The 15459-nt window shown below is 58.1% G+C and carries 15 protein-coding genes and 1 pseudogene; 5 read left to right on the top strand and 11 right to left on the bottom strand.

The annotated features are described in order from the left end of the window. The first annotated feature begins 243 nt into the window (after nt 1-243). Nucleotides 244-846 (top strand): peroxiredoxin, encoded by a 603-nt coding sequence (locus tag EYC95_RS14035; RefSeq protein WP_131060882.1) that lies wholly within the window; start codon nt 244-246, stop codon nt 844-846. A gap of 77 nt (nt 847-923) precedes the next feature. Here EYC95_RS14035 and rnt read toward each other — a convergent pair whose 3' ends face one another. Together rnt and pyrC are read right to left on the bottom strand one after the other, a co-directional pair. Next, the gene (gene rnt, locus EYC95_RS14030; RefSeq protein ID WP_131060881.1) at nt 924-1601 is read right to left on the bottom strand and encodes a ribonuclease T; all 678 of its coding nucleotides are present in this window, start codon (nt 1599-1601) and stop codon (nt 924-926) included. Continuing rightward, the gene (gene pyrC / locus EYC95_RS14025; RefSeq protein ID WP_131060880.1) at nt 1598-2644 is read right to left on the bottom strand and encodes a dihydroorotase; all 1047 of its coding nucleotides are present in this window, start codon (nt 2642-2644) and stop codon (nt 1598-1600) included. Before pyrC ends, rnt begins: the two co-directional genes overlap by 4 nt. A 157-nt stretch (nt 2645-2801) precedes the next feature. Here pyrC and EYC95_RS14020 point away from each other — a divergent pair, with 157 nt between their 5' ends. Together EYC95_RS14020 and EYC95_RS14015 are read left to right on the top strand one after the other, a co-directional pair. After that, nucleotides 2802-3710, top strand: a complete 909-nt coding sequence (locus EYC95_RS14020; RefSeq protein WP_131060879.1) for an OmpA family protein — start codon at nt 2802-2804, stop codon at nt 3708-3710. A gap of 129 nt (nt 3711-3839) precedes the next feature. Further along, nucleotides 3840-5057 (top strand): argininosuccinate synthase, encoded by a 1218-nt coding sequence (locus tag EYC95_RS14015; RefSeq protein ID WP_007898502.1) that lies wholly within the window; start codon nt 3840-3842, stop codon nt 5055-5057. 181 nt (nt 5058-5238) lie between these two features. Here EYC95_RS14015 and EYC95_RS14010 read toward each other — a convergent pair whose 3' ends face one another. Then, nucleotides 5239-5808, bottom strand: coding sequence for a hypothetical protein (locus EYC95_RS14010; RefSeq protein WP_131060878.1), 570 nt, complete (start codon nt 5806-5808; stop codon nt 5239-5241). 597 nt (nt 5809-6405) lie between these two features. Here EYC95_RS14010 and EYC95_RS14005 point away from each other — a divergent pair. Further along, on the top strand, nt 6406-7032 hold the full coding sequence (locus tag EYC95_RS14005; RefSeq protein ID WP_007943575.1) for a response regulator transcription factor: 627 nt from the start codon (nt 6406-6408) through the stop codon (nt 7030-7032). 71 nt (nt 7033-7103) lie between these two features. Here the strand turns inward: EYC95_RS14005 and EYC95_RS14000 are convergent, their stop codons facing one another. From EYC95_RS14000 to metG, 8 genes and pseudogenes are all read right to left on the bottom strand, one after another. After that, the gene (locus tag EYC95_RS14000; RefSeq protein WP_007898493.1) at nt 7104-7283 is read right to left on the bottom strand and encodes a PA3496 family putative envelope integrity protein; all 180 of its coding nucleotides are present in this window, start codon (nt 7281-7283) and stop codon (nt 7104-7106) included. A gap of 107 nt (nt 7284-7390) precedes the next feature. Beyond that, nucleotides 7391-8029: an endonuclease III gene (gene nth, locus EYC95_RS13995; protein WP_131060877.1), complete on the bottom strand. Its 639-nt coding sequence runs from the start codon at nt 8027-8029 to the stop codon at nt 7391-7393. A gap of 25 nt (nt 8030-8054) precedes the next feature. Next, nucleotides 8055-8564, bottom strand: a complete 510-nt coding sequence (locus EYC95_RS13990) for an Rnf-Nqr domain containing protein (RefSeq protein ID WP_131060876.1) — start codon at nt 8562-8564, stop codon at nt 8055-8057. Next, nucleotides 8557-9168 carry an RnfABCDGE type electron transport complex subunit G gene (locus EYC95_RS13985; protein WP_131060875.1) on the bottom strand — a complete coding sequence of 204 codons (612 nt, stop codon included), beginning with the start codon at nt 9166-9168 and terminating at the stop codon, nt 8557-8559. The genes EYC95_RS13990 and EYC95_RS13985 overlap by 8 nt, the downstream gene beginning before the upstream one ends. Beyond that, complete coding sequence (locus tag EYC95_RS13980) at nt 9165-10148, bottom strand: RnfABCDGE type electron transport complex subunit D (protein ID WP_131060874.1); 984 nt, start codon at nt 10146-10148, stop codon at nt 9165-9167. The genes EYC95_RS13985 and EYC95_RS13980 overlap by 4 nt, the downstream gene beginning before the upstream one ends. Before the next feature lie 601 nt (nt 10149-10749). Further along, nucleotides 10750-11124 (bottom strand): annotated as a pseudogene (rsxB, locus tag EYC95_RS31065) (electron transport complex subunit RsxB); the annotation flags it as partial. Nucleotides 11125-11141: 17 nt separating this feature from the next. After that, a complete protein-coding gene (locus EYC95_RS13970; RefSeq protein WP_131060872.1) occupies nt 11142-11711 on the bottom strand; it encodes an electron transport complex protein RnfA in 570 nt (189 codons plus the stop codon). Between the two features lie 143 nt (nt 11712-11854). Next, complete coding sequence (gene metG, locus EYC95_RS13965; RefSeq protein WP_131060871.1) at nt 11855-13906, bottom strand: methionine--tRNA ligase; 2052 nt, start codon at nt 13904-13906, stop codon at nt 11855-11857. A gap of 364 nt (nt 13907-14270) precedes the next feature. Between metG and apbC the strand changes: the two genes are divergently transcribed. Then, a complete protein-coding gene (gene apbC / locus EYC95_RS13960; RefSeq protein ID WP_131060870.1) occupies nt 14271-15365 on the top strand; it encodes an iron-sulfur cluster carrier protein ApbC in 1095 nt (364 codons plus the stop codon). The last annotated feature ends 94 nt before the right edge of the window (nt 15366-15459 follow it).

Below are 15459 nucleotides of genomic sequence, written 5' to 3'. Positions count from 1 at the left end.
TGGTTTCTGAAAGCTTTGCGTTATAAGCGCGTGAGACTGACGAACGGTTTTCCCTAGGCGATCTGCCATTAGCTGTCGCGCCAGCCAATTTGATGCGCCGGTGAAAAACCGTTGAGGACAGCTCAAAAACGCCGTGTATGATGGTCGGTCCTTGCGAAGGGGGTCGTGTCACAGGGCTGTCGCCTGAGGGTGGCAGGCTGACGCGAACCCAGTTCTTCACGTTAATAGACCAGGAGATATTCAATGAGCGTACTCGTAGGCAAACAAGCCCCGGACTTCACCGTACCTGCCGTTCTCGGCAATGGCGAAATCGTAGACAGCTACACCCTGTCCTCGGCCATCAAAGGCAAATACGGCCTGGTGTTCTTCTACCCACTGGACTTCACCTTCGTTTGCCCATCCGAGCTGATCGCTCTGGACAACCGCATGGCTGACTTCAAGGCTCGTAACGTTGAAGTGGTCGCGGTGTCGATCGATTCGCACTTCACCCACAACGCTTGGCGCAACACCCCGGTGAACAATGGCGGCATCGGCCAGGTTCGTTACACCATGGCTGCCGACATGAAGCACGAAATCGCCAAGGCCTACGACGTTGAGTCCGAAGGCGGCGTGGCTTTCCGTGGCGCGTTCCTGATCGACGACAAAGGCGTTGTCCGTTCGCAGATCATCAACGACCTGCCGCTGGGCCGTAACATGGAAGAGCTGATCCGTCTGGTCGACGCGCTGCAATTCCACGAAGAGCACGGCGAAGTTTGCCCTGCCAACTGGAAAAAAGGCGACAAAGGCATGAACGCTTCGCCAGAAGGCGTCTCGGCTTACCTGACCGAGCACGCTGCGGCGCTGTAAGCCCAGGCGTCAGGCATAAAAAAACCGGCAGATGAGGCCGGTTTTTTTATGGGCGGGATTAAATCCAGCGACCGTGATCAGTCGTTGAAGTCTTCCCAGCCGCCCATTTGTTTCCAGCGATTGACGATGCCGCAGAACAGCTCGGCCGTCTTCTCGGTGTCGTAGCGTGCCGAGTGAGCCTCGCGCCCGTCAAAGTCGATGTCCGCCGCCTGGCAGGCTTTGGCCAGTACGGTTTGACCGTAAGCCAGACCGGCGAGGGTCGCGGTATCGAAGCTGGAGAACGGATGAAACGGGTTACGTTTCATGTCCAGACGCGCGACAGCGGCGTTGAGGAAACCCAGATCGAAGCTGCTGTTGTGCCCGACCAGAATGGCCCGTTTGCAGCCGTTGGCTTTCAGGGCTTTGCGGATGCCACGGAAGATGTCGGTCAACGCGGCTTCTTCGCTCACTGCCATTCGCAGCGGGTGATCAAGTTTGATCCCGGTGAATTCCAGCGCGGCCGCTTCAATGTTCGCGCCTTCAAAAGGCTCGACACGGAAAAAATAGGTGTGATCGGGGAACACAAACCCTTTTTCATCCATGGCGATAGTGGTCGCGGCGATTTCCAGCAAGGCGTCAGTGGCAGAGTTGAAACCACCGGTTTCAACGTCGACAACAACTGGCAGGTACCCACGGAAGCGAGCAGCCATCGGGTGGCGGGAACCACCTCCGCCGCCTTGACCGTCCTGTTCGTCGTCGAAATGGTCTTCACTCACGCGTGTTCCTCCAGCAGGCGCCAGCGCAGTTTTTCACCGGCGCGCAGCGGGATTACGGTCAGCTCGCCAAATGGCAGGCTGGTTGGGGCGGTCCACTCATCGCGGACCAGGGTGATGCGATCGGTGTTTACCGGCAAGCCATAGAAGCGCGGGCCGTTGAGGCTGGCGAAGGCTTCGAGCTTGTCCAGCGCGTTGCGTTGTTCAAAGGCTTCGGCGTACATCTCGATCGCCGCATAAGCGGTGTAGCAACCGGCACAGCCGCAGGCCGCTTCTTTGGCGTGCTGGGCATGCGGCGCCGAGTCGGTGCCGAGGAAGAACTTGTCGCTGCCGCTGGTGGCGGCGTCGAGCAGGGCTTCCTGGTGGGTATTGCGCTTGAGGATTGGCAGGCAATAGAAGTGCGGCCGAATCCCGCCCACCAGCATGTGGTTGCGGTTGTACAGCAGGTGATGCGCGGTGATGGTCGCGCCAACGTTGGCCGAAGCCTCGTTGACGAACTGCACGGCGTCCGCGGTGGTGATGTGTTCGAACACCACTTTGAGCGTCGGGAAACGCTCGACCACACGGCGCAGGTGCTCATCGATGAAGATTTTTTCGCGATCGAAAACGTCGACATCGCCACGGGTGACTTCACCGTGAACCAGCAAGGGCATCCCGACTTCGGCCATGGCCTCAAGTGCAGGGAAAATCTTGTCGATGCTGGTGACACCAGAGTCCGAGTTGGTGGTCGCGCCGGCCGGGTACAGTTTGGCGGCGTGAATGAAACCGCTGGCCTTGGCCTCGCGAATTTCTTCGGGCTGGGTTCGGTCGGTCAGGTACAGCACCATCAACGGTTCGAAACGACTGCCGGCCGGGCGTGCAGCGAGAATCCGCTGGCGATAGCCGTCGGCTTCAGCGGCGTTACGCACCGGAGGTACCAGGTTGGGCATGATGATGGCGCGACCAAAGGTGCGCGCGACATCCGCAACGGTATTGGTCAACACAGCACCATCGCGAAGATGAATATGCCAGTCGTCGGGACGCAGCAGGGTCAGGCGGTCGGACATGAGGGGATTCCAGGCGGGTCAAACTGAGGGGAATGCTACCGGAAAAGACTCTCTCAGGCACTCGCTATCAAGTTTTGCAGGAACCTTCCGATATCCAACAGGTACGCCGCAAACATGTGTGTCGGTCTTTTTGTTGTAGGAGCCAGTGGAGCCTCCCGTGCGCCAGCGTTATTTAGCCTTGCTCAGTGTGTTTGCCAGCCTCCCTGCGATGGCGCTCACTTTCCAGACCCGTCTGGAGAGCATCGAGTGGACGGTCGAAGGTGACAAGTTCGAATGCCGCCTGACTCAACCGATTACCGATTTCGGTTCGGGCGAATTCGTGCGCCGTGCCGGCGAGCAGGCGACGTTTCGTCTGAAAGCCTACAACGCGATGATCGGCGGTGGGTCCGCGACCCTGCTGGCGGCCGCTGCGCCGTGGCAGCCGGGACGTGGCGACATCAACCTGGGTTCGGTGAGAATCGGCAGCGGCAACGTGTTGTTCAACAGTTCGCAAGTTCAGGCCGGGCGCCTGATCAGCGGGTTGATGGACGGCCGCAGTCCGGTCATTCGGCATTCCTCAGGCGATGGCCGCGTGTCTGAAGTGCGCCTGTTGCCGGTCAAGTTCAACAAGGCGTTCAACGACTATCAGGTGTGCGTTGCGAAACTGCTGCCGAAGAATTTCGAGCAGGTCAAACAGTCCGAGATCGGCTTCCCGGGTGAAGGCGTCGATCTCGATCCGCAAGCCAAGTCTCAGTTGCAGGTGATGCTGGAGTTCATGAAGGCTGATCCGACGGTCAATCACATCGAACTCGACGGACACTCCGACAACAGCGGTAATCGCCTGACCAACCGCGAGCTGTCACGCCGCCGGGCGTTGGCGGTGATGGACTATTTCAAGGCCAATGGCATCCAGGAATCGCAGATCACCATGCGTTTTCACGGTGAGCGTTACCCTGTGGCGCCGAACACCAGCGCCACCAACCGCGCGAAGAATCGCCGGGTCGCAGTGCGCCTTGAGCGGGTGGCACCGACCGAGAAAGTGGCGCCTCAAACCACGACGCCGGGAAGCGCCCCGGCGACTTCCTGAACCCGCTGAAATCGTCGCTCGCTCGACAGAGTCTGTCGCTTCGTCGTCATAAGCTGTCGCGCCTCTGTAAATTATTCCGTATGACCGGTAGACTTCACGGCTTTCCGTAGAACCCCGTGGAGTGATGGCATGGCGGACGTAAACAAGGTCGTTCTGGCGTATTCCGGCGGCCTGGACACTTCGGTGATCCTCAAGTGGCTGCAGGATACTTATAACTGTGAAGTGGTGACCTTTACCGCTGACCTGGGTCAGGGCGAAGAGGTCGAACCTGCACGTGCCAAGGCACAGGCCATGGGCGTGAAAGAGATCTACATCGACGATCTGCGCGAAGAATTCGTGCGCGATTTCGTTTTCCCGATGTTCCGCGCCAACACCGTTTACGAAGGCGAGTACCTGCTGGGTACTTCCATCGCTCGTCCGTTGATCGCCAAACGCCTGATCGAAATCGCCAACGAAACCGGCGCTGACGCCATTTCCCACGGCGCCACCGGCAAAGGTAACGACCAGGTTCGTTTCGAACTGGGCGCCTACGCCTTGAAGCCAGGGGTGAAAGTGATCGCTCCGTGGCGCGAATGGGACCTGCTCTCCCGTGAAAAGCTGATGGATTACGCTGAGAAGCACAACATCCCGATCGAGCGCCACGGCAAGAAAAAATCCCCGTACTCGATGGATGCCAACCTGCTGCACATCTCCTATGAAGGCGGCGTGCTGGAAGACACCTGGACCGAGCACGAAGAAGACATGTGGAAATGGACCGTCTCCCCGGAGAAGGCTCCAGACAAGGCGCAATACCTGGAACTGACCTACCGCAACGGCGACATCGTTGCACTGGACGGTGTCGAAATGACTCCGGCCACCGTGCTGGCGACCCTGAACCGTATCGGTGGCGAACACGGTATCGGCCGTCTCGACATCGTCGAGAACCGTTACGTGGGCATGAAGTCCCGTGGCTGCTACGAAACCCCTGGCGGCACCATCATGCTGCGCGCTCACCGTGCGATCGAATCGATCACCCTGGACCGCGAAGTGGCTCACCTCAAAGACGAGCTGATGCCTAAATACGCCAGCCTGATCTACACCGGTTACTGGTGGAGCCCTGAGCGTCTGATGCTGCAACAGATGATCGATGCTTCCCAGGCACACGTGAACGGCGTTGTGCGCCTGAAGCTGTACAAGGGCAATGTGATCGTCACCGGTCGCAAGTCCGACGAATCGTTGTTCGATGCCAATATCGCCACCTTCGAAGAAGACGGCGGCGCCTACAACCAGGCCGACGCGGCGGGCTTCATCAAGCTCAACGCCTTGCGGATGCGCATTGCTGCAAACAAAGGCCGCAAGCTTTTCTGAGGCTTTTGAAGCTGCAACGACGGTAATGGAAATGTGGCCTTGTCGATGACAAGGCCACATATTTGAAAAAGGGAATATTCCTGCCGGGCATTATGTTTCAGCTTTCTTGTTGTTACATATACGATTTTGTCTGCTTTCGCTCTCTGATCGTCCTTCGAGATCTGTCTTCTGCTATCGGTACTCAAGCCATAGTCGTCATGCCATGTGAGCTCAAATTGTAAGCAACCCAGAACGTAGTGCTGTTGCGCTTCTTTGTTTGTTTCGAATGCTTGTGTGCGCCTTCCTTTAGTAATGCCTCTGAATCGGTACACGTGAGAAACACAATCACACGTGCAGGGTTTTGCTGTGGTTGTCGGACCTTCTCCATCAAGGTGTTGAAATCCATTTTGCTACTCATCCATCGTGCGTCGATGATGTGCAGATCCTTTAGCAAGATCGTTGAGCGTACGTGATGGTCAGTCACATGCTCTGGTGTGTTGCTTTGCGAGTGATCGGCATCGGTCATGGCCTTTATGAAGTGCTTTCCTTTCTCAAAATCAGAGGGCGCGTAAAGCGATCGATAGTTGAAGTTGAGTGTGGCGAAGAATAGAAAGAGCAAATAAAAAGGGAAGCTGATAAGAAACCAGATATAGATTTCTCGTTCCTCATTGTCGAGAAAGGGAAGAGAAATAGCAGCCGATGTCTCAGACATCGTTGCAAATATCGCAATGATTGTCATGGGGTTGGTAATTTTTGTTTTGAATTTTGTCATATTTTTTGCTCATGAAAGAATGTCTTTTCTCGATAGATTTATGGAGAGTCTCCGGGCTTTGGTAAGTTGGGTGTAGCAGGGGAGGCGTTGTACTTTTTTAGTGGTGTCCTTTAGTTGGTTTATTAGTGGTTGCCATAGTAGCTGTATTGTTTGTGGGTCGGGTACTGTTGTTATTCTAGTTTTAATAGGTGCTGGTTGGTTTTTGTTTTTGAAGTGTTGCTTTATGTTGGGTTTGTTGTAATGGGTTAAGTGGGTAAGTTTTGGTTTTAACTATCTAGTGTGAATCTTGACTTGACAAGATCGGTTACTTTTCTAGCGTAGCTCAATCGTCAGCGCTTGTCGGAACGCTCGGATAGAATCCTGTTTCTTTGATTTCCCGATGTAAATCGATACAAAAATATTCTAAAAAGCGCAGCGCTGACAGGACGGTAAAATTTAAGACACACAGTATTTGTCTGATTTTTGTAGGACTTATCCTTCTTGTTTGTAGGGAATGTCTCTCGGTGCAGGTGGCCAAGGGGGGCGGCATGCCACGGATGAAACGACTAGGCTATTGTGCGGGCTCTAAAAATTCGAACAGCGAAATTGGACTTGCCCATGAATAAAGTGCTGATCGTGGATGATCACCCCGTCATTCGTCTTGCGGTACGTATGCTGATGGAGCGTCATGGCTACGAAGTCATTGCAGAAACAGATAACGGCGTGGATGCGTTACAACTAGCCCGCGAACTTATGCCGGATATTGTCATTCTGGATATTGGAATACCCAAGCTGGATGGGCTGGAAGTCATAGCGCGCCTGACATCGACGGCGATGCCTCTTAAAGTTCTGATATTGACCTCTCAGGCGCCCGGGCATTTTTCCATGCGTTGCATGCAGTCGGGTGCCGCCGGATATGTCTGCAAACAGCAGGATCTCACTGAATTGCTCAGTGCGATAAAGGCCGTACTCTCTGGCTACAGTTACTTTCCGAATCAAGCGCTACATACCGTGCGCTCAAGTCTTGGGAATGCCAGTGAAGCCGATATGGTTGATCGTCTGTCCGGGCGCGAAATGATGGTGCTGCAACAGTTGGCCCGAGGAAAGACAAACAAGGAGATTGCCGATGGAATGTTCCTCAGCAATAAAACCGTCAGTACTTACAAGACCCGCCTGTTGTTAAAACTCAATGCTCGCTCCCTGGTCGACCTGATTGAGCTGGCTCAACGCAATGGACTGGTATGAGTGCAGTGGAGATTGAGGGATTGGCACTTAGTAAAAAGCCTCCGTTTCGGGAGGCTTTTAGGTGTCAAAGGTCAAAGGTCAAAATCGTAATCGGCCAATTGCTTTTGCAGTCGGCGCTCCTCCAGCAGATTGTCGATGGTGCGGCGTTTGCTCAGGTTGGTCTTCGCCACTTCAACCACCGGTTCGGCGTCATCGGCCTCAACGGGTGTGAAGTCGTCTTCTACGTCCAATTGCTCTTTGCCAGTGCTCATAAGGTTAACTCCAGGCTAAGACTGCCTTTGGCGCCCCTTATATCGACAATCTCCCGGCGGGTAAAAAAGATTTTTTCAATCGATACATCAGTAAATCTAATAGCGCCTCAATCGTCCGAGGTCTTTTGCTTGTATTCGCACAGGTCTTCGATCCGGCAGCTACCGCAACGAGGCTTGCGGGCCAGGCAAACGTAGCGTCCATGAAGGATCAGCCAATGGTGGGAATCGAGCAGGTATTGCCTGGGGACAAACTTCATCAGCTTCATCTCTACCTCGACCACGTTCTTGCCTGGCGCAATGCCCGTTCGGTTGCTGACCCGGAAAATGTGGGTGTCCACGGCCATGGTCAGCTGGCGAAAAGCCGTATTGAGTACCACGTTGGCGGTCTTGCGGCCGACGCCGGGTAGCGCCTCCAGTTCCTCTCGGGTTTGCGGTACTTCACCGCCATGGCGCTCCACCAGTAAACGACAGGTTTCGATCACGTTTTTCGCTTTGCTGTTAAACAGGCCGATGGTCTTGATGTATTCCGATAGCCCTTCAACCCCCAAGGCATGAATCGCCGCCGGCGTATTGGCCGCCGGGTAGAGTTTGGCGGTGGCCTTGTTCACGCCGACATCGGTCGACTGGGCAGAGAGAATGACGGCAATCAGCAATTCGAACGGCGAGGAATAGGCCAGTTCGGTCTTCGGTTCCGGGTTGTCTTCGTGAAACCTGCGGAAAATTTCCAGACGTTTTGCGGCATTCATGGGCAGTGCGTTTCCTCGAAATCAGTCAGTGTGAGGGAGTCGGGCGGTTCCAGGCCTGCCAAGCGGCAATCAGCAGTCCCAGGAGAATGAATCCGCCAGGGACCAGCGTGGCCAGGTGCAGGCCGCCGTTGCCGATAAGCTCGCGCAGCAGGCCAAGGCCCACCATCAGCGCGCCAAACAGGCTACATAAGCGCAGGCGATCAAGTCGTGACGCCTGGAAAAAACCACTGTGTTCCAGCACCACGCATTGCACGGCGATCAATCCTGCGTAGATCCCCACATGCTGATGCCATTGAAGTGACCCGACCTGCGCGGCAAGTTCCGCACAACTGGTCAACGTGGCAGCCAGCAGGAGGCTGGCAAGCAAGCGGGTGGACGGGATCAGCCGTGATCGCAAGGCCGCCATGCTGACACCATAAGCACCGATTACCACGATGAACATCAGCCACAGGCCCAGGGCCGTCAGCCAGGCGTCCGTAGCCCCGATCAGAGGCGCAAGCATCAGTGAGTTGCGCAGCGTCGATGACTTATTCATGAGTGCTGCTCCCGATCAGCGCTTGCGGGTGTTCATCGAAGTAGCGCAACGCGTCATGGACAGCGCTGATCACCGCTCTTGAAGTAATGGTCGCGCCCGCTATCTGATCGAATTGGCCCTGGTCTTTTTTCAACGCCCAGCCCGTGTCGGCGGGGTCGGTTCGAGACTTGCCGGTAAATGCCTGAAGCCAGGCATTGGGCCAGTCTGCGATCTTGCCGCCCAGCGCAGGGGTTTCCGATTGCTTGAGGGTTTTGACCCCCAGCAACTTGCCGTTTGCGCCGATGGCGATCAGCAACTCGATGGAGCCCTCGTAGCCCAGCGTCTGGCTGCGCAGCAACACCGCGCGAGGTTGGCCGGCCTTGGTCGCCAGATAGCCACCCAGCAGCATGCTGTTAGCCAAGCGGATGTCTTCGAGGGCCAGCGGCTGGTCCAGCGGTTGATTGTCGTAGCTGTCTGGCGCAAGCAGGTCCAGCAGGTTGCGGCTGTCGATCAAGCGCTGCTGCGCGCTGATGAGCGGTGCTCCGGTGTGTTGCGCGAAGTACGTCGCGCCAATCCCCAGCCCGGCCAGCAGCACCAGCACCACAACACTCGTCGCTCGGTTCATGGGGCAACCTGCTCCTGCCTGGACGCGACAAACCGCTCCAGCGCCGGGACACAAAGGTTCATCAGCAACACGGCGAACGCTACGCCGTCCGGGTAACCACCCCAGGTTCGAATCAGGTAGGTCAGTAATCCCACGCCGGCACCGAACAGGAGTCGGGCACCGGGGCTTTTCGCGCCGGACACCGGCTCAGTGGCAATAAAGAATGCCCCCAGCATGGTCGCGCCGGTGAGCAGGTGAAACAGCGGTGAACCATGGGAGTCGGAGCCCGAACCGTTCCAGCACAGCAGGCTGATAATGAACAGGCTGGCGAGCATGCCGACCGGAGCATGCCAAGTGAACACCCGCTGTTGCAGAAGGAACGCACCCCCAACGAGAAAGGCCAGGTTGACCCATTCCACGCCGCGTCCGCCGAAATGGCCGAACGCCGGGTTGCCGGCGAAGAGCTCGTCCATGGTCAGGCTTTTGTTGATCCGCAGGCTGTCCAGCGCCGTGGCCTGGACCCAGGCATCCGGCGTCTGCCCGAAGCCGAAGACCTGCTGCAAACTATCAAGCAGATTCATGCCGTGCGATGACGGCCATAGGGTCATCTGCTGAGGAAAGGCCACCAGCACCAGGGCAAAGCCAAGCATCGCCGGGTTAAGCGGATTCTTGCCGACGCCGCCGTAGAGGTGTTTGCCGAGTAGCGCGAACGCCGCCGCACTGACCGTCAGCCACCACGGGCAATAAGGCGGCAAGGCCAGTGCCAGCAACGTCGCGCTGACCAGGGCGCTGCCGTCGCTCAGGGTCGGTTTGATCGATCGCTTGCGCAGTTGCAACACCGCTGCTTCAACGGCCAATGCCGTGACGGCCGCGAGAATCAGGTTGATCAACACGCCCCAGCCATACAACCAGAACAACACCAGCATTCCCGGCACGGTGGCCAGCAACACCAGCTTCATGGCCTGCTGAAGGCGTTCGTCCACCGATTCAAGGGGCGACATAGACATCCACCTGGCGCTCGGCGTCCTTCACCGCGAGTTCCAGCGCTGCAATCTGTTCAGCCGCGGCTTCACTGGTTTGCGCTTTCTTGAGTTCGGCGCGGCGCATGGCCAGCTGGATCTTCGCCCGTTTCAGCTCGGCGTCCTTCGCTGGAGCGACTGGCGTCGGAGTTGGCGGCGCGCTGCTTTCCAACTGCGCCAAAGCTTGCTCGGCCGCTTCGAACTGCTGTTGCAGCACGATCAATTGCGACTGCTGCTCGAAGGTCGGTGGATGCCCGAAGGCCTTGAGCGACTTGTTCAGTTGCGCGCGACTCATCGCCACATCAATCTTGGCTTTTTTCAACGCCGCATCGGCGTTTGCCGCTTTTTGCGCGCGCACCCGCTCAAGCGCTGCCTGAACCGGGTCGAGCGTCGTCACTTCGTTGTGCGGCACGGCGCGTTGGGCACGGGCCTGACGTTCGGCGAGTCTGTGTTCTTCTTCACGCCGTAAGCGAGCGTTGCGTTGTTCGAATCGGCGCCGTGCGTGATCGCGCTTGGCCGTCCGGGCGCGTTGTTCCTCAAGGCTGAACGCCAGGCCGCCGACAATCGGTAGCACCGTGGCCAGCGGCAACGGCCGCATCTCGATGCAATCCACCGGGCAGGGCGCCACGCACAGGTCGCAACCAGTGCATTCATCGACGATCACCGTGTGCATTAATTTCGCCGCACCGACAATGGCATCCACCGGGCAGGCCTGGATGCATTTGGTGCAACCGATGCATTCGGCTTCGCGAATATAAGCGATTTGCGCCGGTGCCGAACCGCGACTGACGTCCAGTTCCAGCACCGGTACGTGCAGCAAGTCAGCCAGTGCCGAGATGGTTTCGCTGCCCCCTGGCGGGCACTTGTTGATCGGCTCGCCGCTGGCGATGCCTTCGGCGTACGGCTTGCATCCGGGGTGGCCGCACTTGCCGCATTGGGTCTGCGGCAAGAGGGCGTCGATGCGTTGAATCAGACTCATGTTTTGATCAGTCCACTGAATCCGAGAAAAGCCACTGCGATCAGCCCGGCGCCGATCAACTCGATCGGCAGGCCACGAAAAGGCAGGGGGATATCATTATCGAGTGTGCGTTGGCGCAAGTCGCTGAACAGGCTCAGTATCAGCCAGAAACCCAGCCCGCCACCCAGGCTCAGGGCCATGGCGTGGAAGAGTCCTTTGTCGTCTTGAGCGTTGAGCAGCGTCAGGCCGAGTACGCCGGCGTTGCCCAGCAGCAGGGGCCAGAGGCCATCGAACGCAAGCTTGGGAAGTAAGCGCGACAGCAACTTCCGCAGTGGGCCAATCAGCAGAACGCTCAGTGGCAGGAACACGAAAAGACGCAGCGAAGTCAGTTCCAGCGGCACCAGCAGCCAGTGCCAGGCCGAGTAGCTCAACAGGCCGACAATCAGCATCAGGCACGTCGTCGCAATGCCCAAGGCATGAACCTGATTGCGCTCGCTGCCCAGCAGCGGATCGACGCCCAGCGGCCAGTGCAACACGAGGTTGTTGATCAGGGCTGCACTGATAAGCGTAAGAACAATTTCGGTCATGATCGTGCCGGCAAGAACGGGGCTTTTTAACAGAGCGGTCTAAAAAGCTTAGGCATTATCCGGCAAGGACGGAGGGTGGGGCCAGATATGAAAATCCCACAGTCGCGCCAGGCACGACTGTGGGATCGATTTACCGCAGAACCTTACTTGATGCGCTGACCCGGCTTGGCGCCGCTGTCGGGGCTGAGCAGGTAGATTTCTTCACCGCCAGGGCCGGCGGCCATCACCATGCCTTCGGAGATCCCGAACTTCATTTTGCGCGGCTTGAGGTTGGCAATCATCATGGTCAGGCGGCCATCGAGCTTGGACGGGTCCGGGTAAGCGCTCTTGATCCCGGAGAACACGTTGCGTTGCTCGTCACCGATGTCCAGGGTCAGGCGCAGCAGTTTGTCAGCACCTTCCACGTGTTCGGCCTTGAGGATCAGGGCGACGCGTAGGTCGACAGCGGCAAAGGCATCGAACTCGATCTCTGGCGACAGCGGATCCTTGGCCAGTTCGCCGTTGCCGGCAGGCGCAGCATCACCGGTGTCGGTCTGGCTGGCGGTCAGGTCTTCTTTCGAGGCGTCGCTCATAGCTTGCACTTTTACCGGGTCGATACGGGTCATCAACGGCTTGAACTCGTTCAACTGATGGTTGCTGAGCAAGGTGGCGTGGTCGTCCCAGGTCAGCGGCGCGACGTTCAAGAACGCCTCGGCATCGGCGGCCAGTAGCGGCAGAACCGGTTTGAGGAAGATTACCAGTTGGCGGAACAGGTTGACGCCCAAGGCGCAGATGGCCTGGACTTCGTCCTGCTTGCCTTCCTGTTTGTTCAGCGACCACGGCGCCTTGTCGGCGATCCAGGCGTTGGCGCGGTCGGCCAGGCCCATGATCTCGCGCATGGCACGGGCGAAGTCGCGAGCCTCGTAGGCTTCGGCAATGCTTGGCGCAGCGGCCAGGAACGCTTCGGTCAATTCTGGCGCGGCGTTGCCGGCTACCAGCAAACCGCCGTTACCCTTTTGGATGAAGCCGGCGCAACGACTGGCGATGTTGACGACTTTACCGACCAGGTCGGAGTTGACCTTCTGCACGAAGTCCTCGAGGTTCAGATCAAGGTCGTCGACGCCACGGCTCAGCTTGGCCGCGTAGTAGTAGCGCAGGTATTCCGGCGACAGGTGGTCCAGATAAGTCCGGGCCTTGATGAAGGTGCCGCGGGATTTGGACATTTTCTGACCGTTGACGGTCAGGTAGCCGTGCACGTTGATGCCGGTCGGTTTACGGAAACCGGCGCCTTCAAGCATGGCTGGCCAGAACAGCGCGTGAAAGTTGACGATGTCCTTGCCGATGAAATGGTACAGCTCGGCGGTGGAGTCCTTGCCCCAGAACGCGTCGAAGTCCAACTCCGGCGTGCGATCGCAGAGGTTCTTGAAGCTCGCCATGTAGCCGATTGGTGCGTCCAGCCAGACGTAGAAGTACTTGCCCGGCTCGTCTGGAATCTCGAAGCCGAAGTACGGCGCATCGCGGGAGATATCCCACTGCTGCAGGCCGGCATCCAGCCATTCGGCGATTTTGTTCGCCACGGCGTCTTGCAGGGTGCCGCTGCGGGTCCAGGCTTGCAGCATTTCCTGGAAGTCCGGCAGCTTGAAGAAGAAGTGCTGGGAGTCCTTGAGCACCGGGGTGGCGCCAGAGATCGCCGATTTCGGATCCTTCAGGTCGGTCGGTGCGTAGGTTGCACCGCATTTTTCGCAGTTGTCGCCGTACTGGTCTTCAGTGCCGCATTTCGGGCAGGTGCCCTTGATGAAGCGGTCGGCCAGGAACATTTTCTTTTCCGGGTCGAAATACTGAGTGATCGAGCGCTGGGCGATGTGCCCGGCGTCGCGCAGCTTCAGGTAGATCTGGCTCGACAGCTCACGGTTTTCTTCGGCGTGAGTGGAGTGGAAGTTATCGAAGTCCACCAGGAACTCGGCAAAGTCGGCGCTGTGTTCAGCCTGGACGTTGGCGATCAGTTGTTCCGGGGTGATGCCTTCCTTTTCTGCGCGCAGCATGATGGCCGAACCGTGGGCGTCGTCGGCGCAGACATAAATGCATTGATTGCCGCGGTGCTTCTGGAAGCGCACCCACATATCGGTCTGGATGTATTCCAGCATGTGGCCAAGATGGATCGAACCATTGGCATAGGGCAGGGCGCTGGTGACGAGGATCTTGCGTGGCTCGGACATGGGGCTCGGCTACTTGATGAAACGGAGGTCGGCCACTATAAAGCGCCGGCGCATATTTTTCACCCCCGAGGCCTGAGGGCTTATTGTTACGGGCTTTTGTGGCGAGGGGATTTATCCCCGTTCGGCTGCGCAGCAGTCGTAACACCATCGCACACAATGCACCTGGTAACACCGGTGTAGCCGATTTCGGGGCGGCTTCGCCACCCAACGGGGCGGTGCGACGTTTCGCTAAATCCCCTCGCCACAGGCAAGCCCCCTCGCCACAAAATTGCGTTCACAACAAATGATCTTCAGACATGCCGACTTGGGCGCGGAACGGTTAGGATACCCGCCTGATTTTCCAGTCTTGCTATCGGAGTTGCCCATGAGCGCCGTCAATCGCGCAGCGGTGGAAGCCGTCCTTCGCCAATACACCGACCCTTACTTGAACCAGGATCCGGTCAGCGCCGGGTGCGTGCGTGGCATTGGTATCCAGGGCGATCGCGTCAGCGTTCAACTGGAGCTGGGTTATGCCGCCGGTCTGTTCAAAAGTGGCTGGTCGCAGATGCTGCAAATGGCGATCGAAGGCCTCGACGGCGTGACGACCGCTCGCGTTGACATCACCAGTGTGATCGCCGCGCACAAGGCCCAGGCGCAGATTCCGGGCCTGGCCAACGTCAAGAACGTGGTGGCCGTGGCTTCCGGCAAGGGCGGCGTGGGTAAATCCACCACCGCCGCCAACCTCGCATTGGCCCTGGCCCGTGAAGGCGCCAAGGTCGGGATTCTCGACGCGGACATCTACGGTCCGAGCCAGGGCATCATGTTCGGCATCCCTGAAGGCACCCGACCAAAGGTCAAGGATCAGAAGTGGTTCGTGCCGATCGAATCCCATGGCGTCGAAGTGATGTCCATGGCCTTCCTGACCGACGACAACACCCCGATGGTCTGGCGCGGGCCGATGGTCTCCGGCGCGCTGTTGCAACTGGTCACGCAAACCGCCTGGGGCGACCTGGATTACCTGGTCATCGACATGCCGCCAGGCACCGGTGACATCCAGTTGACCCTGGCGCAGAAAGTCCCGGTGGCCGGTGCCGTCATCGTCACCACCCCGCAAGACCTGGCGCTGCTGGACGCACGCAAAGGCGTGGAGATGTTCCGCAAGGTCAACATCCCGGTGCTGGGCGTGGTGGAAAACATGGCCGTGCACATCTGCTCCAACTGCGGGCATGCCGAGCATCTGTTCGGTGAAGGTGGCGGGGTGAAGTTGGCCAATCAGTATGGCGTCGAACTGCTGGCGTCGTTGCCGCTGGCAATGGCTATCCGCGAGCAGGCCGATGGCGGCAAGCCAACGGTGATCGCCGAGCCGGACAGCCCGATTGCGCTGGTGTACCAGGAACTCGCCCGCCACGTCGGCGCGCGGATCGTGTTGCAGGAAGCGGTATCGCCGGCGATGCCGAATATCACCATCAGCGACGATTGATCCGCTGAAGAAACGCGGTCCAATTGTGGGAGCGGGCTTGCTCGCGAATGCGGTGTGTCAGTCAGCTTATCCGTTGAATGACACACCGCATTCG

This window comes from Pseudomonas sp. BGI-2, from assembly GCF_004310295.1.
Taxonomy (GTDB): Bacteria; Pseudomonadota; Gammaproteobacteria; order Pseudomonadales; family Pseudomonadaceae; genus Aquipseudomonas.
Note: the sequence above shows the minus strand (reverse complement) of the source record. Positions and strands in the feature narration are given on the sequence as shown.

What these genes read in the sequence shown, in the direction of transcription:
- EYC95_RS14035 (WP_131060882.1), top strand. Translation starts at nt 244, where the DNA reads ATGAGCGTACTCGTAGGCAAACAAGCCCCGGACTTCACCGTACCTGCC.
- pyrC (WP_131060880.1), bottom strand. Translation starts at nt 2,644, where the DNA reads ATGTCCGACCGCCTGACCCTGCTGCGTCCCGACGACTGGCATATTCAT.
- EYC95_RS14015 (WP_007898502.1), top strand. Translation starts at nt 3,840, where the DNA reads ATGGCGGACGTAAACAAGGTCGTTCTGGCGTATTCCGGCGGCCTGGAC.
- EYC95_RS14010 (WP_131060878.1), bottom strand. Translation starts at nt 5,808, where the DNA reads ATGACAAAATTCAAAACAAAAATTACCAACCCCATGACAATCATTGCG.
- EYC95_RS14005 (WP_007943575.1), top strand. Translation starts at nt 6,406, where the DNA reads ATGAATAAAGTGCTGATCGTGGATGATCACCCCGTCATTCGTCTTGCG.
- EYC95_RS14000 (WP_007898493.1), bottom strand. Translation starts at nt 7,283, where the DNA reads ATGAGCACTGGCAAAGAGCAATTGGACGTAGAAGACGACTTCACACCC.
- nth (WP_131060877.1), bottom strand. Translation starts at nt 8,029, where the DNA reads ATGAATGCCGCAAAACGTCTGGAAATTTTCCGCAGGTTTCACGAAGAC.
- EYC95_RS13990 (WP_131060876.1), bottom strand. Translation starts at nt 8,564, where the DNA reads ATGAATAAGTCATCGACGCTGCGCAACTCACTGATGCTTGCGCCTCTG.
- EYC95_RS13985 (WP_131060875.1), bottom strand. Translation starts at nt 9,168, where the DNA reads ATGAACCGAGCGACGAGTGTTGTGGTGCTGGTGCTGCTGGCCGGGCTG.
- EYC95_RS13980 (WP_131060874.1), bottom strand. Translation starts at nt 10,148, where the DNA reads ATGTCGCCCCTTGAATCGGTGGACGAACGCCTTCAGCAGGCCATGAAG.
- EYC95_RS13970 (WP_131060872.1), bottom strand. Translation starts at nt 11,711, where the DNA reads ATGACCGAAATTGTTCTTACGCTTATCAGTGCAGCCCTGATCAACAAC.
- metG (WP_131060871.1), bottom strand. Translation starts at nt 13,906, where the DNA reads ATGTCCGAGCCACGCAAGATCCTCGTCACCAGCGCCCTGCCCTATGCC.
- apbC (WP_131060870.1), top strand. Translation starts at nt 14,271, where the DNA reads ATGAGCGCCGTCAATCGCGCAGCGGTGGAAGCCGTCCTTCGCCAATAC.